Source organism: Spiroplasma endosymbiont of Sarcophaga carnaria (assembly GCF_964019595.1).
Classification (GTDB): domain Bacteria; phylum Bacillota_I; class Bacilli_A; order Mycoplasmatales; family Mycoplasmataceae; genus Spiroplasma; species Spiroplasma poulsonii.
The window spans coordinates 85,413-103,395 of the sequence record NZ_OZ026456.1; the positions used below are offsets into that span (position 1 = coordinate 85,413).

General features: G+C 24.5%; 22 protein-coding genes. 12 read left to right on the top strand and 10 right to left on the bottom strand.

All coding sequences use genetic code 4. The features are described from left to right. Positions 1 to 27: 27 nt before the first annotated feature. From AACK91_RS00550 to AACK91_RS00570, 5 genes are read left to right on the top strand one after another with little or no spacing between them, the layout of a single operon-like run. Positions 28 to 396, top strand: a complete 369-nt coding sequence (locus AACK91_RS00550) for a hypothetical protein (RefSeq protein WP_338963368.1) — start codon at positions 28 to 30, stop codon at positions 394 to 396. Continuing rightward, positions 389 to 1,849 (top strand): PBSX family phage terminase large subunit, encoded by a 1,461-nt coding sequence (locus AACK91_RS00555; RefSeq protein WP_338963370.1) that lies wholly within the window; start codon positions 389 to 391, stop codon positions 1,847 to 1,849. Before AACK91_RS00550 ends, AACK91_RS00555 begins: the two co-directional genes overlap by 8 nt. After that, positions 1,849 to 2,127, top strand: a complete 279-nt coding sequence (locus tag AACK91_RS00560) for a hypothetical protein (protein WP_338963373.1) — start codon at positions 1,849 to 1,851, stop codon at positions 2,125 to 2,127. The genes AACK91_RS00555 and AACK91_RS00560 overlap by 1 nt, the downstream gene beginning before the upstream one ends. Further along, positions 2,120 to 3,511, top strand: a complete 1,392-nt coding sequence (locus AACK91_RS00565) for a hypothetical protein (RefSeq protein WP_338963376.1) — start codon at positions 2,120 to 2,122, stop codon at positions 3,509 to 3,511. Before AACK91_RS00560 ends, AACK91_RS00565 begins: the two co-directional genes overlap by 8 nt. 3 nt (positions 3,512 to 3,514) lie before the next feature. After that, complete coding sequence (locus tag AACK91_RS00570; protein ID WP_338963379.1) at positions 3,515 to 6,772, top strand: hypothetical protein; 3,258 nt, start codon at positions 3,515 to 3,517, stop codon at positions 6,770 to 6,772. A gap of 27 nt (positions 6,773 to 6,799) precedes the next feature. Here the strand turns inward: AACK91_RS00570 and AACK91_RS00575 are convergent, their stop codons facing one another. Continuing rightward, on the bottom strand, positions 6,800 to 7,279 hold the full coding sequence (locus AACK91_RS00575) for a lipoprotein (RefSeq protein ID WP_338963381.1): 480 nt from the start codon (positions 7,277 to 7,279) through the stop codon (positions 6,800 to 6,802). Between the two features lie 88 nt (positions 7,280 to 7,367). After that, positions 7,368 to 8,189: a hypothetical protein gene (locus AACK91_RS00580; protein WP_338963384.1), complete on the bottom strand. Its 822-nt coding sequence runs from the start codon at positions 8,187 to 8,189 to the stop codon at positions 7,368 to 7,370. A gap of 323 nt (positions 8,190 to 8,512) precedes the next feature. On the opposite strand from AACK91_RS00580, the gene AACK91_RS00585 reads away from it, so the two are divergent. Then, positions 8,513 to 8,743: a hypothetical protein gene (locus AACK91_RS00585; RefSeq protein WP_338963386.1), complete on the top strand. Its 231-nt coding sequence runs from the start codon at positions 8,513 to 8,515 to the stop codon at positions 8,741 to 8,743. A 94-nt stretch (positions 8,744 to 8,837) separates the two neighbouring features. On the opposite strand, the gene AACK91_RS00590 is transcribed toward AACK91_RS00585, so the two are convergent. Then, positions 8,838 to 9,800, bottom strand: coding sequence for an IS1/IS1595 family N-terminal zinc-binding domain-containing protein (locus AACK91_RS00590; protein ID WP_338963388.1), 963 nt, complete (start codon positions 9,798 to 9,800; stop codon positions 8,838 to 8,840). A gap of 124 nt (positions 9,801 to 9,924) precedes the next feature. Here AACK91_RS00590 and AACK91_RS00595 point away from each other — a divergent pair, with 124 nt between their 5' ends. The 6 genes from AACK91_RS00595 to AACK91_RS00620 all read left to right on the top strand — a co-directional run bounded on the left by AACK91_RS00595 (position 9,925) and on the right by AACK91_RS00620 (position 14,676). Further along, a complete protein-coding gene (locus AACK91_RS00595) occupies positions 9,925 to 10,125 on the top strand; it encodes a hypothetical protein (protein WP_338963390.1) in 201 nt (66 codons plus the stop codon). A 15-nt stretch (positions 10,126 to 10,140) separates the two neighbouring features. After that, a complete protein-coding gene (locus AACK91_RS00600) occupies positions 10,141 to 11,505 on the top strand; it encodes a hypothetical protein (RefSeq protein ID WP_338963393.1) in 1,365 nt (454 codons plus the stop codon). A 6-nt stretch (positions 11,506 to 11,511) separates the two neighbouring features. Next, on the top strand, positions 11,512 to 12,450 hold the full coding sequence (locus tag AACK91_RS00605; RefSeq protein WP_338963223.1) for a hypothetical protein: 939 nt from the start codon (positions 11,512 to 11,514) through the stop codon (positions 12,448 to 12,450). After that, on the top strand, positions 12,440 to 13,621 hold the full coding sequence (locus AACK91_RS00610) for a hypothetical protein (protein ID WP_338963396.1): 1,182 nt from the start codon (positions 12,440 to 12,442) through the stop codon (positions 13,619 to 13,621). The genes AACK91_RS00605 and AACK91_RS00610 overlap by 11 nt, the downstream gene beginning before the upstream one ends. Positions 13,622 to 13,637: 16 nt before the next feature. Continuing rightward, positions 13,638 to 14,264, top strand: a complete 627-nt coding sequence (locus tag AACK91_RS00615) for a hypothetical protein (RefSeq protein WP_338963398.1) — start codon at positions 13,638 to 13,640, stop codon at positions 14,262 to 14,264. Positions 14,265 to 14,337: 73 nt separating this feature from the next. After that, positions 14,338 to 14,676, top strand: coding sequence for a hypothetical protein (locus AACK91_RS00620; RefSeq protein WP_338963400.1), 339 nt, complete (start codon positions 14,338 to 14,340; stop codon positions 14,674 to 14,676). A gap of 19 nt (positions 14,677 to 14,695) precedes the next feature. On the opposite strand, the gene AACK91_RS00625 is transcribed toward AACK91_RS00620, so the two are convergent. Genes AACK91_RS00625 through AACK91_RS00655 form a run of 7 tightly spaced genes read right to left on the bottom strand, consistent with a single transcriptional unit; the run spans position 14,696 to position 17,496 of the window. Then, positions 14,696 to 14,905 carry a hypothetical protein gene (locus AACK91_RS00625; protein WP_338963231.1) on the bottom strand — a complete coding sequence of 70 codons (210 nt, stop codon included), beginning with the start codon at positions 14,903 to 14,905 and terminating at the stop codon, positions 14,696 to 14,698. After that, entirely contained in the window at positions 14,898 to 15,086 is a 189-nt protein-coding gene (locus AACK91_RS00630) for a hypothetical protein (RefSeq protein ID WP_338963402.1), read from the bottom strand. Before AACK91_RS00630 ends, AACK91_RS00625 begins: the two co-directional genes overlap by 8 nt. 4 nt (positions 15,087 to 15,090) lie before the next feature. Continuing rightward, complete coding sequence (locus AACK91_RS00635; protein WP_338963404.1) at positions 15,091 to 15,555, bottom strand: hypothetical protein; 465 nt, start codon at positions 15,553 to 15,555, stop codon at positions 15,091 to 15,093. After that, positions 15,540 to 16,430, bottom strand: a complete 891-nt coding sequence (locus AACK91_RS00640) for a recombinase RecT (protein WP_338963407.1) — start codon at positions 16,428 to 16,430, stop codon at positions 15,540 to 15,542. Before AACK91_RS00640 ends, AACK91_RS00635 begins: the two co-directional genes overlap by 16 nt. Position 16,431: 1 nt before the next feature. After that, positions 16,432 to 17,133: a hypothetical protein gene (locus AACK91_RS00645; protein WP_338963237.1), complete on the bottom strand. Its 702-nt coding sequence runs from the start codon at positions 17,131 to 17,133 to the stop codon at positions 16,432 to 16,434. Between the two features lie 2 nt (positions 17,134 to 17,135). Next, entirely contained in the window at positions 17,136 to 17,273 is a 138-nt protein-coding gene (locus tag AACK91_RS00650; RefSeq protein ID WP_338963239.1) for a hypothetical protein, read from the bottom strand. 1 nt (position 17,274) lies between these two features. Next, positions 17,275 to 17,496 (bottom strand): hypothetical protein, encoded by a 222-nt coding sequence (locus AACK91_RS00655; RefSeq protein WP_338963241.1) that lies wholly within the window; start codon positions 17,494 to 17,496, stop codon positions 17,275 to 17,277. Positions 17,497 to 17,983: the final 487 nt, after the last annotated feature.

The window sequence follows — 17,983 nt, forward strand, 5'->3', positions numbered from 1 at the left end:
AAAATTAAAGATCCAAATAAAGCAAGTTTGGCAACTTTTTATCGTAAAATAGAGCAATTTTGAGAAAATAAATCACCCAATAAACCATATACTTTGAATGATTTAACCAATGAATTCAATCTTTCTAACAGATGAAAGCACGAAACTTACAAGAGCGAAAAGATAGTTCCTTTACTTGAAAAACAAGTTGATAGAATTGAAAGTGAAATAATTAACTTTATGATGAAATCACCTGATGGTGCTAAATTATATTGACAACGAGCATTTAATTATAAATATTCACTGCAAGAAAAACAGTTAGAACAAGAATTAAACTTAAATAATCAACAACCAATAATTGTTAATTTACAAACGGATATTAGAGATATTAAAAAAGAAAGTGATAATAATGCTTAATCATTTTACTTATTTGTTAGAAACTCCTTATTGATTATTACAAAATAGTAGTATTGGTAATAAATATCCCTTTGCTAAAAAATATAAGTTAGTTAATGAAATTAATCAAATTGGAACACGATATAGTGGTAAGACTATTTCAAATATTAAAATGTTTGGTGAATTATTAAAAATTAGTTTATTAATTAAAGAACCAATTTGTATCATTGCTAGTATGTATTGAAGTAAGGATTTAAAAGATAGTGTATTTCAAAATATCTGAAATATGTTAGATGAAAATCATATTCCTTATACTATTAACTTATCAAATTTTACTTTTACTTTATCAAATGGTAGCAAAATATATTGTAAAGGTTTACATTCACCAAGCCGGAAAGAAAAATTAAAAGCTTTTGCTGATTTGAATAAATATAAATTAGTAATTGATTGAAGAGAAGAATGTGACCAATTTCAACAAAAAGATTTAAGTGATTTAGAATTTGCTATTCGTGGGTATCAAAATAAAATAACAATTAATACATGTAACCCTGAAAGTTTAAAAAGATATATTGTTGGTTATTGTAATGAATTAATGCCTTTTAATGAAGAAATAATGCGTAGTAAATATGAACAAATTAACTATATTGAAAAATGAAATATGAAGATTATTATTCATTATTCTAGTTGAAGACTTAATTATGAATTACCACAAGATAAGGTTAATGAACAATTAAGATTAGAACAATTAGATATTGAAAGAGCAAGAGTATGAAGTTGAGGATTGCCTGGTAATACTAGTGGGTCAATCTTTGCAAGATATCTTGATATTATGCAAGCAACAGATATTATTCAACCAACTAAGTTATTATGTGGTGTTGACTTAGCAAACTCTACTAGTCCAAAAGGACATACAACAGCAGCGAGTTTTTGAATATATAATTCATTTGATAAAAAAGCCTATAAAGTTGCTGAATATACACACTCAAATGCTACTCAACAATTTAAGGGACCATTAGAACAAGTAAAAGATATATTAGATTTTTACAACAATCAATTAAATCAATATTTTAATTTAATCCAGCAAGGTATATCAATTAATGTTGATGATAGTGCTTATGCAACATTAGAAAGTTTAAATAGAGAAAAATATAATTATTCTTTTGGTCAATATATGCATTTTAAACCAGCACAAAAGCAGAAGTTTAAAATAAAACATCGTATTGAAGCATTTACCATGTTAATAAATACTAATCAATTAAAATGATTATGAGAAAAATGTCCTGTAAGTAAAACCCAATATGAATTAATTCAATGAGAAGATAAACCTGATGTAAGAGAAGAACGAATGTTAGACTTATATGATGATACATTTGATAGTGATTTTTATGCTTTACACTTTGAATTAATACCAATGGTTAAACATAATAGTTCAGCAGATTATAAATTATGACAACAAAGGGAGTGAATAACTTAATGAAAAAAGATATTTATGTAATACACGATGAAAGGGTAATTAATGCAAAAAGACCATATATGTCTGTTTGTGGACAAGTTAAAAAAAGACTTTGTCAAGAATTAAAAAAAGATAATATCGCAATATGTAAATTAAATTTATATAACGAATATATTAAGAAATATCAAAAAGTTAAAGTATGTGTACAAGTTTTAGCAAATGAACCTAGTTTATTAACAGTAAATATTATTAATTATGCACTTATTTTAAAATTAAAGGAGCAAAATAACAATGAATAATACTTTCCATAGTTTAACAAACTTAAATGATATTAATAGTGTTTTAAAATTTTATAATTATGATTGAACTATTAATTTAGCCAATATTATTGCTCGTCATCAAATGCGATTAGTTAATGGTAAAGATATTTTATTTAAGTCTCATCGTAAAGACATTTTAGAAAAATTAAATTGATGATATGAAACTTATAAAATAAAAGAAAAATTAGATAAAAATGAATTAACAGCAAGTTTAATGGGCAAAACTATTTTTGGTTTATTAGAAACATCAGATGGCAATATTGATTTATGAATTAATCCTTTTAACTTTACATCTCGTGTAAGTAAAATAAACGAAATTGAACAAGGTGCTGATATTTGATTAAATTATCATCAATCAGATAGTGGTTTTATTTTAAATTTAATTTGTACCAAAGATAAAATAGTTATTAAAGGTTGACCTAAAAATAATGAAGTAGTTGTTGGACAAAGTAAAACACAAATTAAAGATGATGTTAAACCTGTTTTAGTACAAGAATTTAAAAATAAATTAGGCGTAGTTCCTTTTTGAGAAATGATTAATGAACCTAATCCGTTATTTTTATCAACATCAACTACATTAAACCCATTACCTACAATGGCAAATTGTTATAAATTACAATTTGATTTAGAAGATAGTTTTAATATTAAATCAAAAGAAAGATGAGCAAATCGTACTCATTGATATGGAATATTAGATGATGATTTAATGACTGCTTATAACAAAGGTAATAAAAAAGTATTACAAGATGCTTTTGATGATATTTTTATTCAATCAGGTCAATCAGCCGTAGATGGTCAATTATCTCAATCTTTACAAGTAGTACAAGGAACACCAACCTTAGAAACATATACGGAAGACCAAAAAGCAATTATTGAACAAGTATATTTAGCATGTCATTTTTCTAGTCCTTTTGGTGATAAATCAGATAATGACCAAAATAAAACACAATCTTTATTAACTAAAACCAAAGATTTAGAAAAACAAGCATATTTACAAGCATATCGTAAGCAATATTATACAAAAGTGTTTGATACCGTTTTAAAATATTACGGTTTATGAGATGGTACTGGTGAAAGACCTTATGGTTTTGATTTTGTTAGTGCTAGTTTAGTAGATCAAATGCGACAAAATGAATTAATTACTGCTAGATTAGATAATGGCACAATGGAACCAATAAGAGCAATTACTGAATATGAAAATATTGATGAATTAGAAGCAGCAAAATATTTAGAAAAAATAGAAGCATGACAAGATAAAATGCAAGCCAAAGAAATAGAACATAATAATAAATTAATGGAATATGATGAAACTGGTAATAATCAAAATGCCTTACAAGGTAGAACAGAAATTAAGGAGAATTAAAAAATGAGTAGAATTAACCCAGGGGTTATCGAAGAATTACGAAGACAAGCCCATGATACTTTAATAGATATTAGAGAAAACATAAAAGACAATCGCCATTGAATGGTATTTCCTTTTAATGTTTATAGTTCATATATTCCTGATACTGAAACAGGTTGAAAACCTAATAATGCTAAACCAAGTGATTATGGTAGTTATTCACGCATATTTGATAATATGGAAAGTACTATTGCACAATGACAAGATAGTTTAAAAATAGTGCAAAAATATAAAGGTGAAGAAATTAATATATTAACGATTGATGATTTTAATAAACAACCAATTAATTCAACTATATGAGCAAATAATGAAACACCTTTTGCGATAAAATTAAAAGATGAAAATAATAATGTTTATTGAAAATTAATTGATGGTGAAAACATTTATGATATTAATAGAATGCTAGAATACTTAAAGCAATATAAATTAAGTTATTTTATGAATAATGATAATAAAGCAGATAACTTTTATACAAAAGAAGTTAAAGTTGGTAAATATTGAGATGCTTATATGATTGATGATAGAAGTTCAATTCAATTTGGTGAAGCCAAATTTGAACAAGTATTTACACAACAATCAACTGAAAGAAAATATACTTTATTAATTTTAGATGAAGATGCAGATAAATTAAATATTAATGATTATTATAATTTTTATACTGTATTTAATGACCGTGGTTTAAATATTGGTGGTGGTGATATTAATTCTGCACCCCAAGATAGACAATGATTATATCCATCAAATGTTATTAATTATTATTCACCTTATGATGGTAGTTTTTTATGACAAGAAATTACCTTTTCAAGTATTAATGACAAAATTAGTAATAGTGGTTTGGCAGTACGACAATTTATTCAAACATCAGCACCAGGTGAAGGTTATTGTTTTCCTAAAATAACTTATGATGAAAAACTAAATAAAGGTATTGTTGAATTAGATGAAGTTTTATTAAAAGACCCAGGTGTTAGAGCAATGGCAGTTAAATTTTATGGTAATCCTATCTTTTTTGATATGCCTGTTATTGGTCGACCAATTATTAAAGGTGAATTTAATAAAAAAGTTATGAATTCAAGAGATTTATTAATGTATAACATGTATCCTGCCCCACCTGATAAAATAAATACTTATGCATCACCCGAAGTAAGTTGATATAACATTCAAGGGATTCAACCAACTATTATTACTGGATATAAAGATTGAAAAGAACATATTCAATCAATGTCTGATTTTTGAATTGAAAAAAATAATGAGGGTATGGTAATAACAGATAAAGCAAGTTCAACAGCAACCAATCCGACTGTTGGAACAACTATTAAGGAAGAAAATTCAAATTCTAAACCTTATTGGTCTAAAAGTTGAATGATTACTCCACCAAATCAAGTAAAAGTAAATAGTGGAACTGTTAATAATATTATTAGTACCCAAGCGTCATCATATTTTAGAAGAAAAGATGAATTTGGTAATACTATTGGAAGTGTTCAAATTGAATATAATAAAATGGGTTCGTGTAATGTTTGAGACATTTTAAATATGAATAATTTTATTAATCGCCAAATTACCGTATTACCTTTAAACTATACGCAAAAATTAGTCTTTAATCCTTTTACTATACCTGCTATTGGAAAGTTTTTAAACTTTGTTTCTTTTGGTATTCCTTGGGACTGAATTGGAAATTTAACAATTACCCAAGATGATAAATGACCTAATTTTCCATGACTTAATGGTTTTATGAGTGCTAATGTTTATAGTTTTTATAACGATGCCTTTTGAGGTGATAAGTCTGCTGGTAAAGGTTATTTACCATTTGAAATATTTAGAGAACAAGGAAATGATAAAATTGGTGCTATGATTGGTGCTAATGCTACTAGTTTTAGTTTTACTACTTTATTAACTGATAAATTTAAAGGGACTGTTTTAACTAATGATGGTAAACCAACCGAAGAATTAGTTTATTCAACTTATAATTTAAAACAATTAAATCCTAAAACTAACCGAGTTTATTTAATTAATGAACAAACCAAAGCAATTGATGCACAAACACCAGTTAGTGATAGTGAAAAAGATAATGATTGCGAATTCTTACAAACACCAGATGGTACAAATTGTAGTTATATAATTGATATGTTTTCAATCCAAGCATTATATAAAGGTAATTTTGAAATTATCTTTTATGCTGATAACCCATATACTAATAATGAAGAAGATTATTTACGCTTATCAGTATGAAGTTTTAGAGGTAAAACAAAAAGTACTTTAAATAATTATTTACGCGATATGACAACTAATTATAAAACTAGTTTCTTACTACCACACGACTTTGAAATACCAACATTTAATTACCCACAATATGTTCTGCCACCAGTTCCATATAACTATCAACCTTATACACAAGATATTTGAGATGGTAAAACAGGACAAGCATTAATAACTAAAATTATAGCACCAGCACAATGTAAAAAAGGAACTTTTAAAAATGGAAGCACTGGTTATGGTGCTAATCTTTTTAATGATAATTATAACTATGGTTATTATGAATTAGAAATTGATTTAAGACAAATTGATCCAACTATTCAAAGTATAGATAAATTTATTAGTTCTTATAAAACAATAGAAATAAGTAATCTGGCTAATTTACAAGTTAACTGTCTAAAACCCGATATAGAACATTTTATTCGTGATAGAAATGTTAATTTATCTGCTGGTGAAACTACTTGTAATTATGATTTAGGTTCATTAAATAATATAACTTTACAAAAAAAGGGTATTTCACAAACTGATAATGTTAATTTTGAAAATATAATAATTTTATATACTGACAATATAAATAATTATATTCAAACATTTTCTACTGCTTATACTAATGGTTTGCCCGGTAATAATTATTTTAATAAATATAGTCCATCAAAAGATGAAGAAAATATTTATTTTTTGCTTCAAACAACAAAATTATCTGATTATGATGTGTCATTACCAAATAATAAAAAAATAGTTGAAACTTATTTACAAGCATATTATACAAATGATGTAAAATTAAAAATTAGATTTACAAAAATAATAACAGCATATTTAATAGAAGAACTTAACTATAAAATGGAACACTGAGGGGTTTGAAAATATTGAGGTAATAATAAAGATATAAAAATAGACCTTAACGCTTTGGGTGTTTTAAATATGGTAAATAACAGTGATAATCCTATTAAAATTACAATTAAACCAAGATAAAAATAAAAAAGTGCTAAATGCACTTTTTTATTCATCTTTAACTTTTACATTACCATTATTATTAACTATTAAGTCAGGTTCGTTAATATCTAAATTTCAACGATATACTGATTTAAAATATTTTTTCATATATTTACTATCATAATTTTCAACTGATAAAATTTTAGCAGGATATAAAATACCTACTTTATCTTTAAATAATATTTCATTTTTTCCTTTCTCAGTATTTTTTACTTTTTTAATTTGTCAATTAATATTTTTATTGGCACGATATACTACATAATATCATTTATTATCAACCTTATTAAATGGTTTTTCTTGTGGTGCCATTCATTCTAAAACACCATCTTCACCATTACTTGTTTTTATATTTATATTTTTTTCTTCTTTTAATTCTGCTAATTCTTTTTCAGAATAAGTATATTGTGATGTGTTACAAGAAACTAAACTTGTTGTACTTGTTGCAATTAAAGTGATTGTTCCTAAAAGGCTTAATATTTTTTTCATTTTTTAATTCCTTTCTTTTAAGGTCTATTAAATTAATTAAAAATGGAAATAAAACATTAATTTATTTCCATTTAACTTTATTAAATTATTATAAGTCACCAAAATGACCATAATAAGAATTTTGATTTGTACTAAAAAAAACAATTAAATTTCCTTCATATCTCAAATTTCCTTCTGGAACATAAATTGTTGCACTACTTCTTGATACATTTGAAACTCTTAAAATATTTATTAATTCAGTGGGAAAATTTTGATTATTAAATAAAAAAGATTCTATAATAGTTCTTTCGTTTGTATCAATAATATTACCTAAATTTCTATTTACATATGTTGTAGATAAGTTTAATCTACTAGTTCAATTGTATCCAGGTTCACTAATTGGTTGTTGTTGGCGTCTTGGCGGAATTATTTGTATATTAGATTCGGTATGTCTTATTGTGGGAAAATTAAAAGTTACCAAAACTGGAGTATCTTGTTGACCAAACAATGAGATATGTGCTCAAGAATCTCTTGAAGTATCTGAGTATGATCCATATGATCTTCCGCTAACATAAAGATTGTTAATATCTCTTACTTCTCTAGATAAAATATTTCTATTAATGTTAATAAAAGCATTTAAAATTGCCCGGTCTCCTTCTACAGCATCGCGATTGTCATATATTCTTATTCTTCCTAAATTTAGGACCAAACCTTGAATAGATGATAATGGGGTCCCGTTATTTGGTTCTATACGTTGTATATTATCATATTGTCTTTTAACTCTAATTAAATTTTCTAAATTATTTGTTTCTGAATAATTAATATCGCTATTTAATTGTTTTTCTTTTTCATAAGGACTAGCGGCAATTGTTGTTGGTACAGCAGTTCCACTAATAGTTAATACACTTAATAAACTAAGTAATTTTTTCATTACTGTATTTCTCCTTTTCTTATCTTGAAACTATTTATTGAAATTCTTTATCAAGATTTACCTTCAGTATATATATATATATATATATATGCAAGCAAAATTAGAAATTATTTTAAAATTTTATCTTGAAAAATAGTTATTATTAATTGTTTTAAGGGTTAAATTAACAACATAATAAATTATGTTTAGTATTTGTTTATAAAAAGTATTGTATTTATAAACTATAAGTATATAATTAATATAAGTTTTAATCTTTTTGTATCAAAAAAGAGTTTATGCTGACTTGTTAATCGAACAAGAATAAAAAAAGAGGAGTTTATAAAATGGCACTTACAAAAGAACAATTAATAGAACAAGGTTTAAGTGAAGAGATTGCTGAAAATATCTTAAATCAGTTTAATAATGAAGCAAAACAAATTAGAGAAAGTGTGCAAAAACGCGAAGATGTTATATCAAAAGAAGACTTTATTAAATTATCTAATGAATTAGATGAATTAAAAGCATTTAAAGATGTTCCATCTACTAAAATTGAAGATATTAAAATTAATCTTTAATTTTGTCGAAAACTCTTGATGAAATAAAAAAAATCATCAATATGACAATTTGAAAACTAATTTTGTGTAAGATTATGATTTTGCTTTAAATTTTTTAAACGTTAAAATATAATACCGTTGATTGTTGGTTTGGTGTTAAACCTTTGTGTTGGTATTTTCATTTTCAGAGCTTTAAATAATTTTGAATATTAGTGAAACCCAAACCATGATAATGAATTAAGGCTTCTTTAAGACTGGATTGTAATTTACTAATCTTATTTAACTTTTGATAACTAGTATCAGGGTTTGTACTAGTTTTGGTGGAATATAGAGTAGAATTTGTTTGTTTTGCTACTAATAAATATAGTGGTTGCATATCAGAAATAATTATTGATTTTTCTTTAATTAGTTGCTTATTCATATTTTCAATAATCCATTGTTTTTGTAATCTTTTGGTATTGGTGGATTGAACAAAAATATTATTATTGCTATCAACTGCCATTTGAATACAGCATTTGGTATCAGTTGAAAATGGATCGAGATGAGTTTTTCGTTTATCAAATTTATCTTTAAAATTGCCTTTATGAATTTCTTTAATAAATGTTTCATCCATTTGGATTTGAACATTTAATTTTTTAAATTTTAACTGTGTATTTTCTAATTGTTTTGATTGCATTAATTTTTGTCGATTATATCAAGCGGTTTTTGGGGTTGTTTTAATAAAACGAGAAATTATTTTACTAGATTGTCCTAACAATGAAATTTGAATTAATAAATTTCACTGTTCATAATTTAAATGACTTCAATAAGTAAAATGATGACGAAATGCATCAAAACTAGCACGACATTTTTTACATAAATATTTTTGTTTTCCTTCGGAATTATGACCATTTTTAACACAATGAAAAGATTTGCAATTAGGACATATAATGCCTTTATCTCTAAATTTTTGATCAATTTCATTTAAACGTTTTTGTTTTTTAATTAAGTCTGCTTGTTGTTTTATTTTTTCATAAAATTCTAAAAATTGATCATCTGTTAAGCTATTTATTAATTCTGTAATTATTTTTTTCATCATTTATTTACCTCTATATATTAAAAATATACCTAATTTTAGGTATATTTTATAAATATCAAGAGTTTTCGACAAAATTAAAGAAATTAATTTAGAAAAAGTTAGTGGTAGTTCTTTATCTGAAAAAATGCAAACTTTAAAAGAATTAAAACCTGATTTGTTTGTTGAAGAACAACCATCAGTTTCACCAACTAATTTAATTAAAGAAATGATTGAAAAATCGGTTGAAAATAAAAATGATGAAATTGAAACTATTAAAGAAAAAGGAGCATATACTCCAGAAGAAATTAAAAAATTAACTGATTATACACTTAAAAACCTTAGATAATAAGGGAGTGAAATTATGGCAACAATTAATTTGCCACAAGTACCTTTTACATTACAAGGTAACACAACAGGTCAAAAAGCCTATGTTGATATGGTTAATGCTTTATTGCGTGGACCTTTATATAATGAATATGCAAGTATTATGCAGTATGCTACTGCAACCGCAGAACAAGTTGCTTGATTACCTAATGCAGGACAAGCACTATATAATTTAACTCATCGTGTGGTATGACAAGATGATTATTCATTACCAAATGGTGGGGCAACTCAAACAATGGGATTAACAAGAATTCCAGTTCCGATTGATAAGAGATTTAATTTAAAATTAATGAATGAGGCTTTTGACTTAGCATTAATAGAACAAAATATTAAAAATGGTGTTATTGCTGATGCTATTTCTAGTGTTGTACAAAATAAATTTGTTAATTTAGAATGTGAATTAATTCAGGCTATTTATGATTATTGTTTAGCAGATGGTCAATATGAAGTAATTCCATTTCGTAGTTATACAGCAGAAAATGCTGATGATGCAAATAAGGCATTCTTTACATTAAATGAAACTTTGATTGAATTAACAAATCAAATTAGTAATTTATATTTTGGATTGCCAACTGATAAAATGTTTATGGTTTTAGGTCGTAGAGCCTATTTAGGATTAACACCTGCGTATTTAAAAGTGATTGGTTCACAAGCCCAATTAAAAGCAATGGTTAATGGTGAATTATATGAAAATACCGCAATGGGTATTCCTGTATCTAAAAGTTTTCATTTAGAAAAAACATATACAAAAGGACAAGTTAACCGTGATAAAGGTTATAATTTTACTAATGTAAATGGTTTAATTATTAATAAACAAGTATGAGCTTATCCAATTAATATGGATACTATTCAACAAGTTTTAGATAATGATACTGCTAACCCTAAATGAATTGGTAAAGTACAATATGCAACACCAACAATTTTATATCCAAAAACATGTAAAATTATTTTAGAAAAAGCGCCAACCCAAGATGAAATTAATACTGCTAAAAGTAATCTTAATAAAACATTTAGAGTTCCTGTTGATTATGTAATTCCATCATCAAATAAAATTGATATTAGTGGGATTAATAAATTAGATAAACCAACTATTCATGTTGACGATCCAACTCAAACAACAGCAGAACAATTAAAACCACAATTTAAAGATGTTGTTTTAAAATCAGTAAAAGCGGTAAATAATTTTTTAACAGAAAATGATTATGATTACTTTATTGAAGCTAGGGGTGAAGATTGACCAATTAATATTAAAAATGACAAAACTGTTGAAGTTCAAATTGAAGGTAAAAACAATGCTACTGGTCAAACAAACCCCATTGATGTTGTAATTAAAAATTCTTAATAAACAATGAATTTACTAATATTACGCGTTTTAACTTTATTAGTATCTAATTTAGAAAATAAACCTTTAATAAGTAAATTTGTAAATTTAATTAATAGAGTTAATCAAGTTCAAAATAAAATATTAAAACCAATTAATTATATTACTGATAAATATAATAAAATTACAAGTAAAGTTGAAGATATTTATCAATGATTAAATCCTTTTACTTATTTAGATTTAATTAAAAAAGGTCATAAAAAAGAAATACAACAAATATTAAGTCAATTAGAAAAAGATAATAATATTCAAAATAGAGAACAATTTAAAAATGAAAATTATCTAAATACTAATTGACAGCCTTTAAATAGTAGTTGACTTGATAGTGGTATGTTTAATATTACAAATAAGTTAACTTTAACAGGTAATTTAACTATTTTAATATATACAAAAACAGCAAAACATCCAAAATTTTATGGTCCATATGTTTATCCTAGTGTTCCAGTTGAAATATGAAAATTATTAAGTAATGCTGTTTCTAATGCAGGGACTTTATTTTGGCGTTATTGATTAAGAAAATGATTACCTAGTCATTTAAGAAATTATATTAAAAAACGATTACCACAAGCATTAAAAGAAAAATATCCCAAAGGAACTACTAAATTAACATTACCAACAGTTCAAAAATTACAACAAATTAAAAAGTTTATTAATAATTTAAAGATTGGACATTTTAATTTTAATTTTGCTGGTGAAATTAATAATAAAAAATGATATCGAGAACGCCGAAGTGATGTTAAAAATATTAAGAATTTATATAAAACACCAGTTAAAAATAAATTTTATCAGGTTAATAAATCTATTAAAGCAATTAATAAAACCAAAAGAAAGGTTAATAGTTATAAACCAAATAATTTAAAAAATAAATATCGTAATCAATTAAGGGGTGTTTTATATGGAAAATAATTTAAGTAATTTGTTATTTATAACAGTTGAAGATGTTAAAGCAAGTAAACTTTGACAACCTATTAATGATCGTAAACAATCTGCTTATAATGATAATTTAATTTATAATGCTATTTTAAAAACTAGTTTATGAATGGATAGATTATCAGGTGGAACAATTTCAGATAAAATTAATAAAAAAGATTTGTTTCCTTGAGTAAAAAAAGATAATACTGGTTTAATTGAATATGATAAATGATTAAGTTATATTCAATCTGCTTGTTTATTAGCAGTTATAAATTGATATTTACCAAAAGGAGTTAATGATTTAACTGGTAGTGCTTCATTTTCACAAGGTGGAGTTGCTTATTCACAAACTAATGACCCAGAAGCAAATGAAAATATTACTCGTGATGTTAAAAATGCTTTAAAATTAGCGGGTGAAATTATTGATATTATATCTAGTAAAACAGTATCTAGACCTTATAATTATAGTTTAGATAATTATGCTCATCCATGAGAAGAAGAATATAAGCATATTAGTAAAAAAACTTTTTATCCAACATTATTATTTTGATTAAAAGAACGATTACAAACTGATAATTCAATAAATATTACTTATCCTACTATTAATGATTTTTCTAAAATTGATTATAATGAGTGTATTAAATTAATAGTTCCCTTTGATAATAATACGATTTATTATGAAAATAATGTCTGAAAAGCAAAACAAAGTAGTGGTACTGATATAAAAATTGATAATAAAACTATCATTAAAAATGATAATGATGAGATTGAAGTTTCAGATTTAAAACAAGATAAATTAATAAGTGGTACAAATATTAAAACTATTAATGGTAATTCATTATTGGGGAATGGTGATATATCTATTAATACTGGTAATGATTGAGAATTAATTAATTATCCAGAAGCAAACGAAAAATTAACATTTAAAATTCCAGATTATGATTTAATAAAATATTACTATAAAATATCAATTTCAATAACAGATTATGCATCTGCTAATAAATTTGTAACATATTATTTTGAAACAATATCACAAAAATCAATATTTTCATTTTTAGCAGATAATTCTTATAAAAGAATAACAATTAAGCAAGATGGCTCAATTTCAAATGATACAAATAATATTGTTATTAAAGATTTAACAATTAAAAGAAAATTAATTTAGAAAGGATTTTTAATTAATGAAACAAAATAAAACAACTTGATTAAAGGGTGCCTTACCTTGAAATTGATTTAAAAAAGACCCTATTCCAACTTATAATTGAAATCATAAAGATATTAGAGAATGAGAAAGAAAATATAAAATTCGTAGTTGAGTAGTTAGTTTTTATACATTGATATTTTTAGCATTAAATTGTTGATTAGAATATGGCATGATTAATGCAATAAAAGATAATATTAATTGATATAATTATGGACAATATTGAGGTAATGGAATTGCTATTTTACTAACACCTTTATTTACATATGGAATTCAAGGTATATTTGTTGCTAGTAGTAAACCAAAAGTAGATATGAAAATTGATATTCCACGATTAAAAATATCTAAAATGGGATTAGTATTTACAATTTTACCTTTAATTACTTTAATAATTTCTTTAATTATTATTTGAATTGATAAATCAAAATGAAAAAAAGACCATTTAAGACATTGTTTGAACTGCCGTATTAATCCGCGTGTTATTCAACCAAGAATATCAAAACAATGAAATAATTTGGATGGTATAACAGAAGAAATATTTAAAAATATGCAAGATGAATATACTAAAAAACAAGAAGAAAATAACAAAGAATTAAATTTAAAATAAACTATATATAGGGGCGGTTGATATTTTTGGGTGGTTATATAGTTTAATTTATAAATTATTTTGTTCTGAAAGAATGGGTGGCCACTGTTTGAGTAAGGATAAGAAAGGAAATAAAGAAATGGAAATTAGTAATGAAATAGTAATTGCTTTACTTGTATTAGCGGGTGCTGGTGGAATGGGTAGTCTTGGTATTCTTGGATTATCTGCTAAAAAAATTAAAAAATATAAAGCAGAAATTAGAGAATTAAGAACTGCTGTTATTGCTCACGAAAAACATTTACGAGGACCTGATTATGCAACAGAATTAGCATTAAAAACAGGTCAAATTAAAAATGTTAAAAAACAAGTTAAAGTAAATGACAAAAAACAAGCACAAAAAGATGCTATTAAAAAACTAACAAATAGTATTTAAAAAAAATAACCTTAATTGGTTATTTTTTATTTTCTAATATTAAGTCTAAATTTTTAACTTTACAAATAACTAAATTATTTTTTCCATAATTATTTTTATAATATTCTCAGTATTCAGTTGAATTAATATCTACATCTTGTTTATCAATCCCAATTATATATTCACCACGAGGGTTTTTACAAGGGCGATTACCTTGTTCAGATCGATAACATAAAATATAATTATTCATATTCTTTATTTCCTTTATAATGTGTTATATAAAAGTTAATAAGATATTCAATTCGTTGCGAATAAGTAAAGTTATTAAATTCATTTCAAACTTTTTCTTCATTTTTATTTAAGTAAATATTAACATTACGAATTTGACAAGAATAATACTTTCCTGTTTTTTGATTATATGAATGTTTCATAATATTAACTTTCATAATTAGCAATAATAATTGCATCTCGTAAATGATTACTTATTTTTTCATTATTATAAAATCAACCTTTACCATATTGATAAGTTAAATTAGTATCTTTATCAAATTTTCATATACAACTATCATTATATTTACTTAAATTTTCCATATTTTTAACAACTGATTTAGTATTTTTTGGTGATACTCAATTAATAAAATATTTATAAACAGATAATGCTCCTAATAATCTTAATAAATCATCTCTATCTTTACTAGCATTAGCAGATGTATATAAACAATCTTCAATATTAATTTTTTCTTCATAATCAAACAATTTATCATTAATAAATTCATATTGTTCTTTTCAATTTTTATTTGTAAATTCTAATTTTTCAATTAATTTATTATCTTCATAAATAACAATAGCAGTAGTACCTGTTCCTGATGGGTCAATACCTATTTTTATCAAGTGGCTCATTCCTCATCGTTGTTATTATTAATTGTTGGCACTACATTTGATATATCTTCTTCTTTAACTAAATTATTATCTGTCACTTCTTCACTTGATATATTTTCATTACTAATTTGACCCTTATTTATGCTTATATTGCTATCATTATCAATATAAATCTTTTCATCATTAGTTGTAATAACTGCCTGATCTGATTTATAAGCTTGTTGTAATTCAACAGACATAATACCTCATTTTCTTAATAAAGATGTTAATACTGTTTTTAATGCCATTTCATCAAAACTAGCAATATAAAATGATTTATTTTTAGCATAAGTTTTAGAATATTTCATAAAATGATTTTCCATTTGTTCTTTGGTCATATATAAAGTTTTTCCAAAACCATTAACCATTTTAAAGTATGCTACATAACCAATAATTGGTAATTTTTCTCTTTCATCTTCATTTTGAATTCAATTAAAACTAGTTCCTTTTAAACGATCATAATTTACTAATTCATTTTCTCTAACATCTGATACTGACATATCTAAATATTGACCACTTCTTTGTGCTAATTGAATATAACCTTTATAACCTATTTGAAATTGAGCTTGATTAATTCATTCTTGGATTTCGCGACCGTTAATAATTCTTGTTATTTTAGTATTATATGGAACTACATAAGCATAACCAAATTGTTTTTCCATTGGTAAATTTAATAAAACTCCTTGATAACAAGCAGTCATAATTGTTTTTGGATCTGCTTTTTGTAATAATTCATTACTATTTGATATTGCAACTATATTACTTTTAAATCTTGCAATTTCATTTTCATTAGAAAATTTACTTTTTATTCATTCTGTTGCTTTATCTGTTCTTAAAAATTCAACAATATTTGCCATATTATTTTTCTCCTTTATTTATTTTAAAATTAATACCTTTAACCCCAATTAAATTAATATCTTTATTACTATCTCACTGATCTTTAATTTCATTTTTAACAATTTGTTCATCAACAACTAAATAATTTTTAATAAGATTAATAAGTTCTAATTTATCAGCATTTTGTAAAAAATCATCATTAATACCAATAACCTCAATATCTTTAATTAATAATTTTTCTTTCCGAAAATTACTAGTAATAATTTTTAATTCTTGCTCTTGTTTTGCTACACTTTTAATTTCTAAAAATTGTTCTTTTTTATGAGTTTCAATAATTTCATTTTGTTTTTGAAATTGAATATTAATAACATTATTTTTTAAAGAATCATGATTATTCTTAATATTATTTTCTAAATTCAAAATATCTTTTCTAATAAAATTTAATTCATCTTTAAAAGATTTTATTAATTCTAATGGTTCTCTAAAAATATAATCAATTTTTGAAACTACTAATTTTAAATCTTTTAGTGATTGTGATTTATATTCTCCATTTATTAATCAAGCTTGTTGTCGATATATAAATTCTGCTAATTCTTGTCCATTTTCATCAATTCATTTTTTAATTGTTAATGCTTTTAAACTTAATTCTTTAAAATTATTTCCTTTTAAATAAAATGGATACGTAATATTTTTAACTTCATTATTTAATTTTAAATCTGCCATAATTAAATTTCCTCTAATTCCATTTCATTAATTAAATTATCAATATATTCATAAGCACTTTCTTCTGAATGACATTCTTCTAATGCCATATTAAATAAATCTTCTTCAGTATAAACATAACCATTTTCATCTTTTCACATACTAATTTACCTCGTTCTTTGCTATTAATATTTCTATTAATTTTCTTCCTTTTTGTTCTTTAATATCAAAATAAGTTATTTCTTGATTTAATAAATGTGCTTCTTCATTTTTAATTAAATTAATATCATCATTAATATTTTCTTTTTGCCCTGTTTTATTATCAAATATATTAATACAAAAATCATTGTACATATATATTGATATTAGATTTTTGATTGTCATATTTACCTCCTATTTTTAACTCGCTGGCACTCACTCCCAAGTGAAAGTGCCAAAGCGAGAGTTAGTTATATAATTAAGTATTTATCTATTTATTTACTACGCCATCCGCTTCACTGCGGGTGAGCGGTGGCGGTATGTTTTATTGTTTAATGTTTAATAATCGACAGTTGTTTTTATAAGATAATGCCAGAGAATTCTCTCTCTTCATCCGCACCATTTCAGGTCAAAGCGTTCAGTTTTTAAAATAAATTCACTTGCACCTTGAAGAGCCTAATGCTGACTTTGTGGTTTTTAAAACCTCTGTCATCCTCTAATGGGATAATATCTATCGCAAATTTATTTATAAAGTGGCCATCTCAATATTTATTGTCGTTTGATGTTGACCCCGCACTTATCACGACTATCGCTTGTTAAAGCGTCTATTATTTACGGACTGATTACCGCTGGGCTAGACCGCCTATGTGGAAAAAAACACTTAGTTATTTAA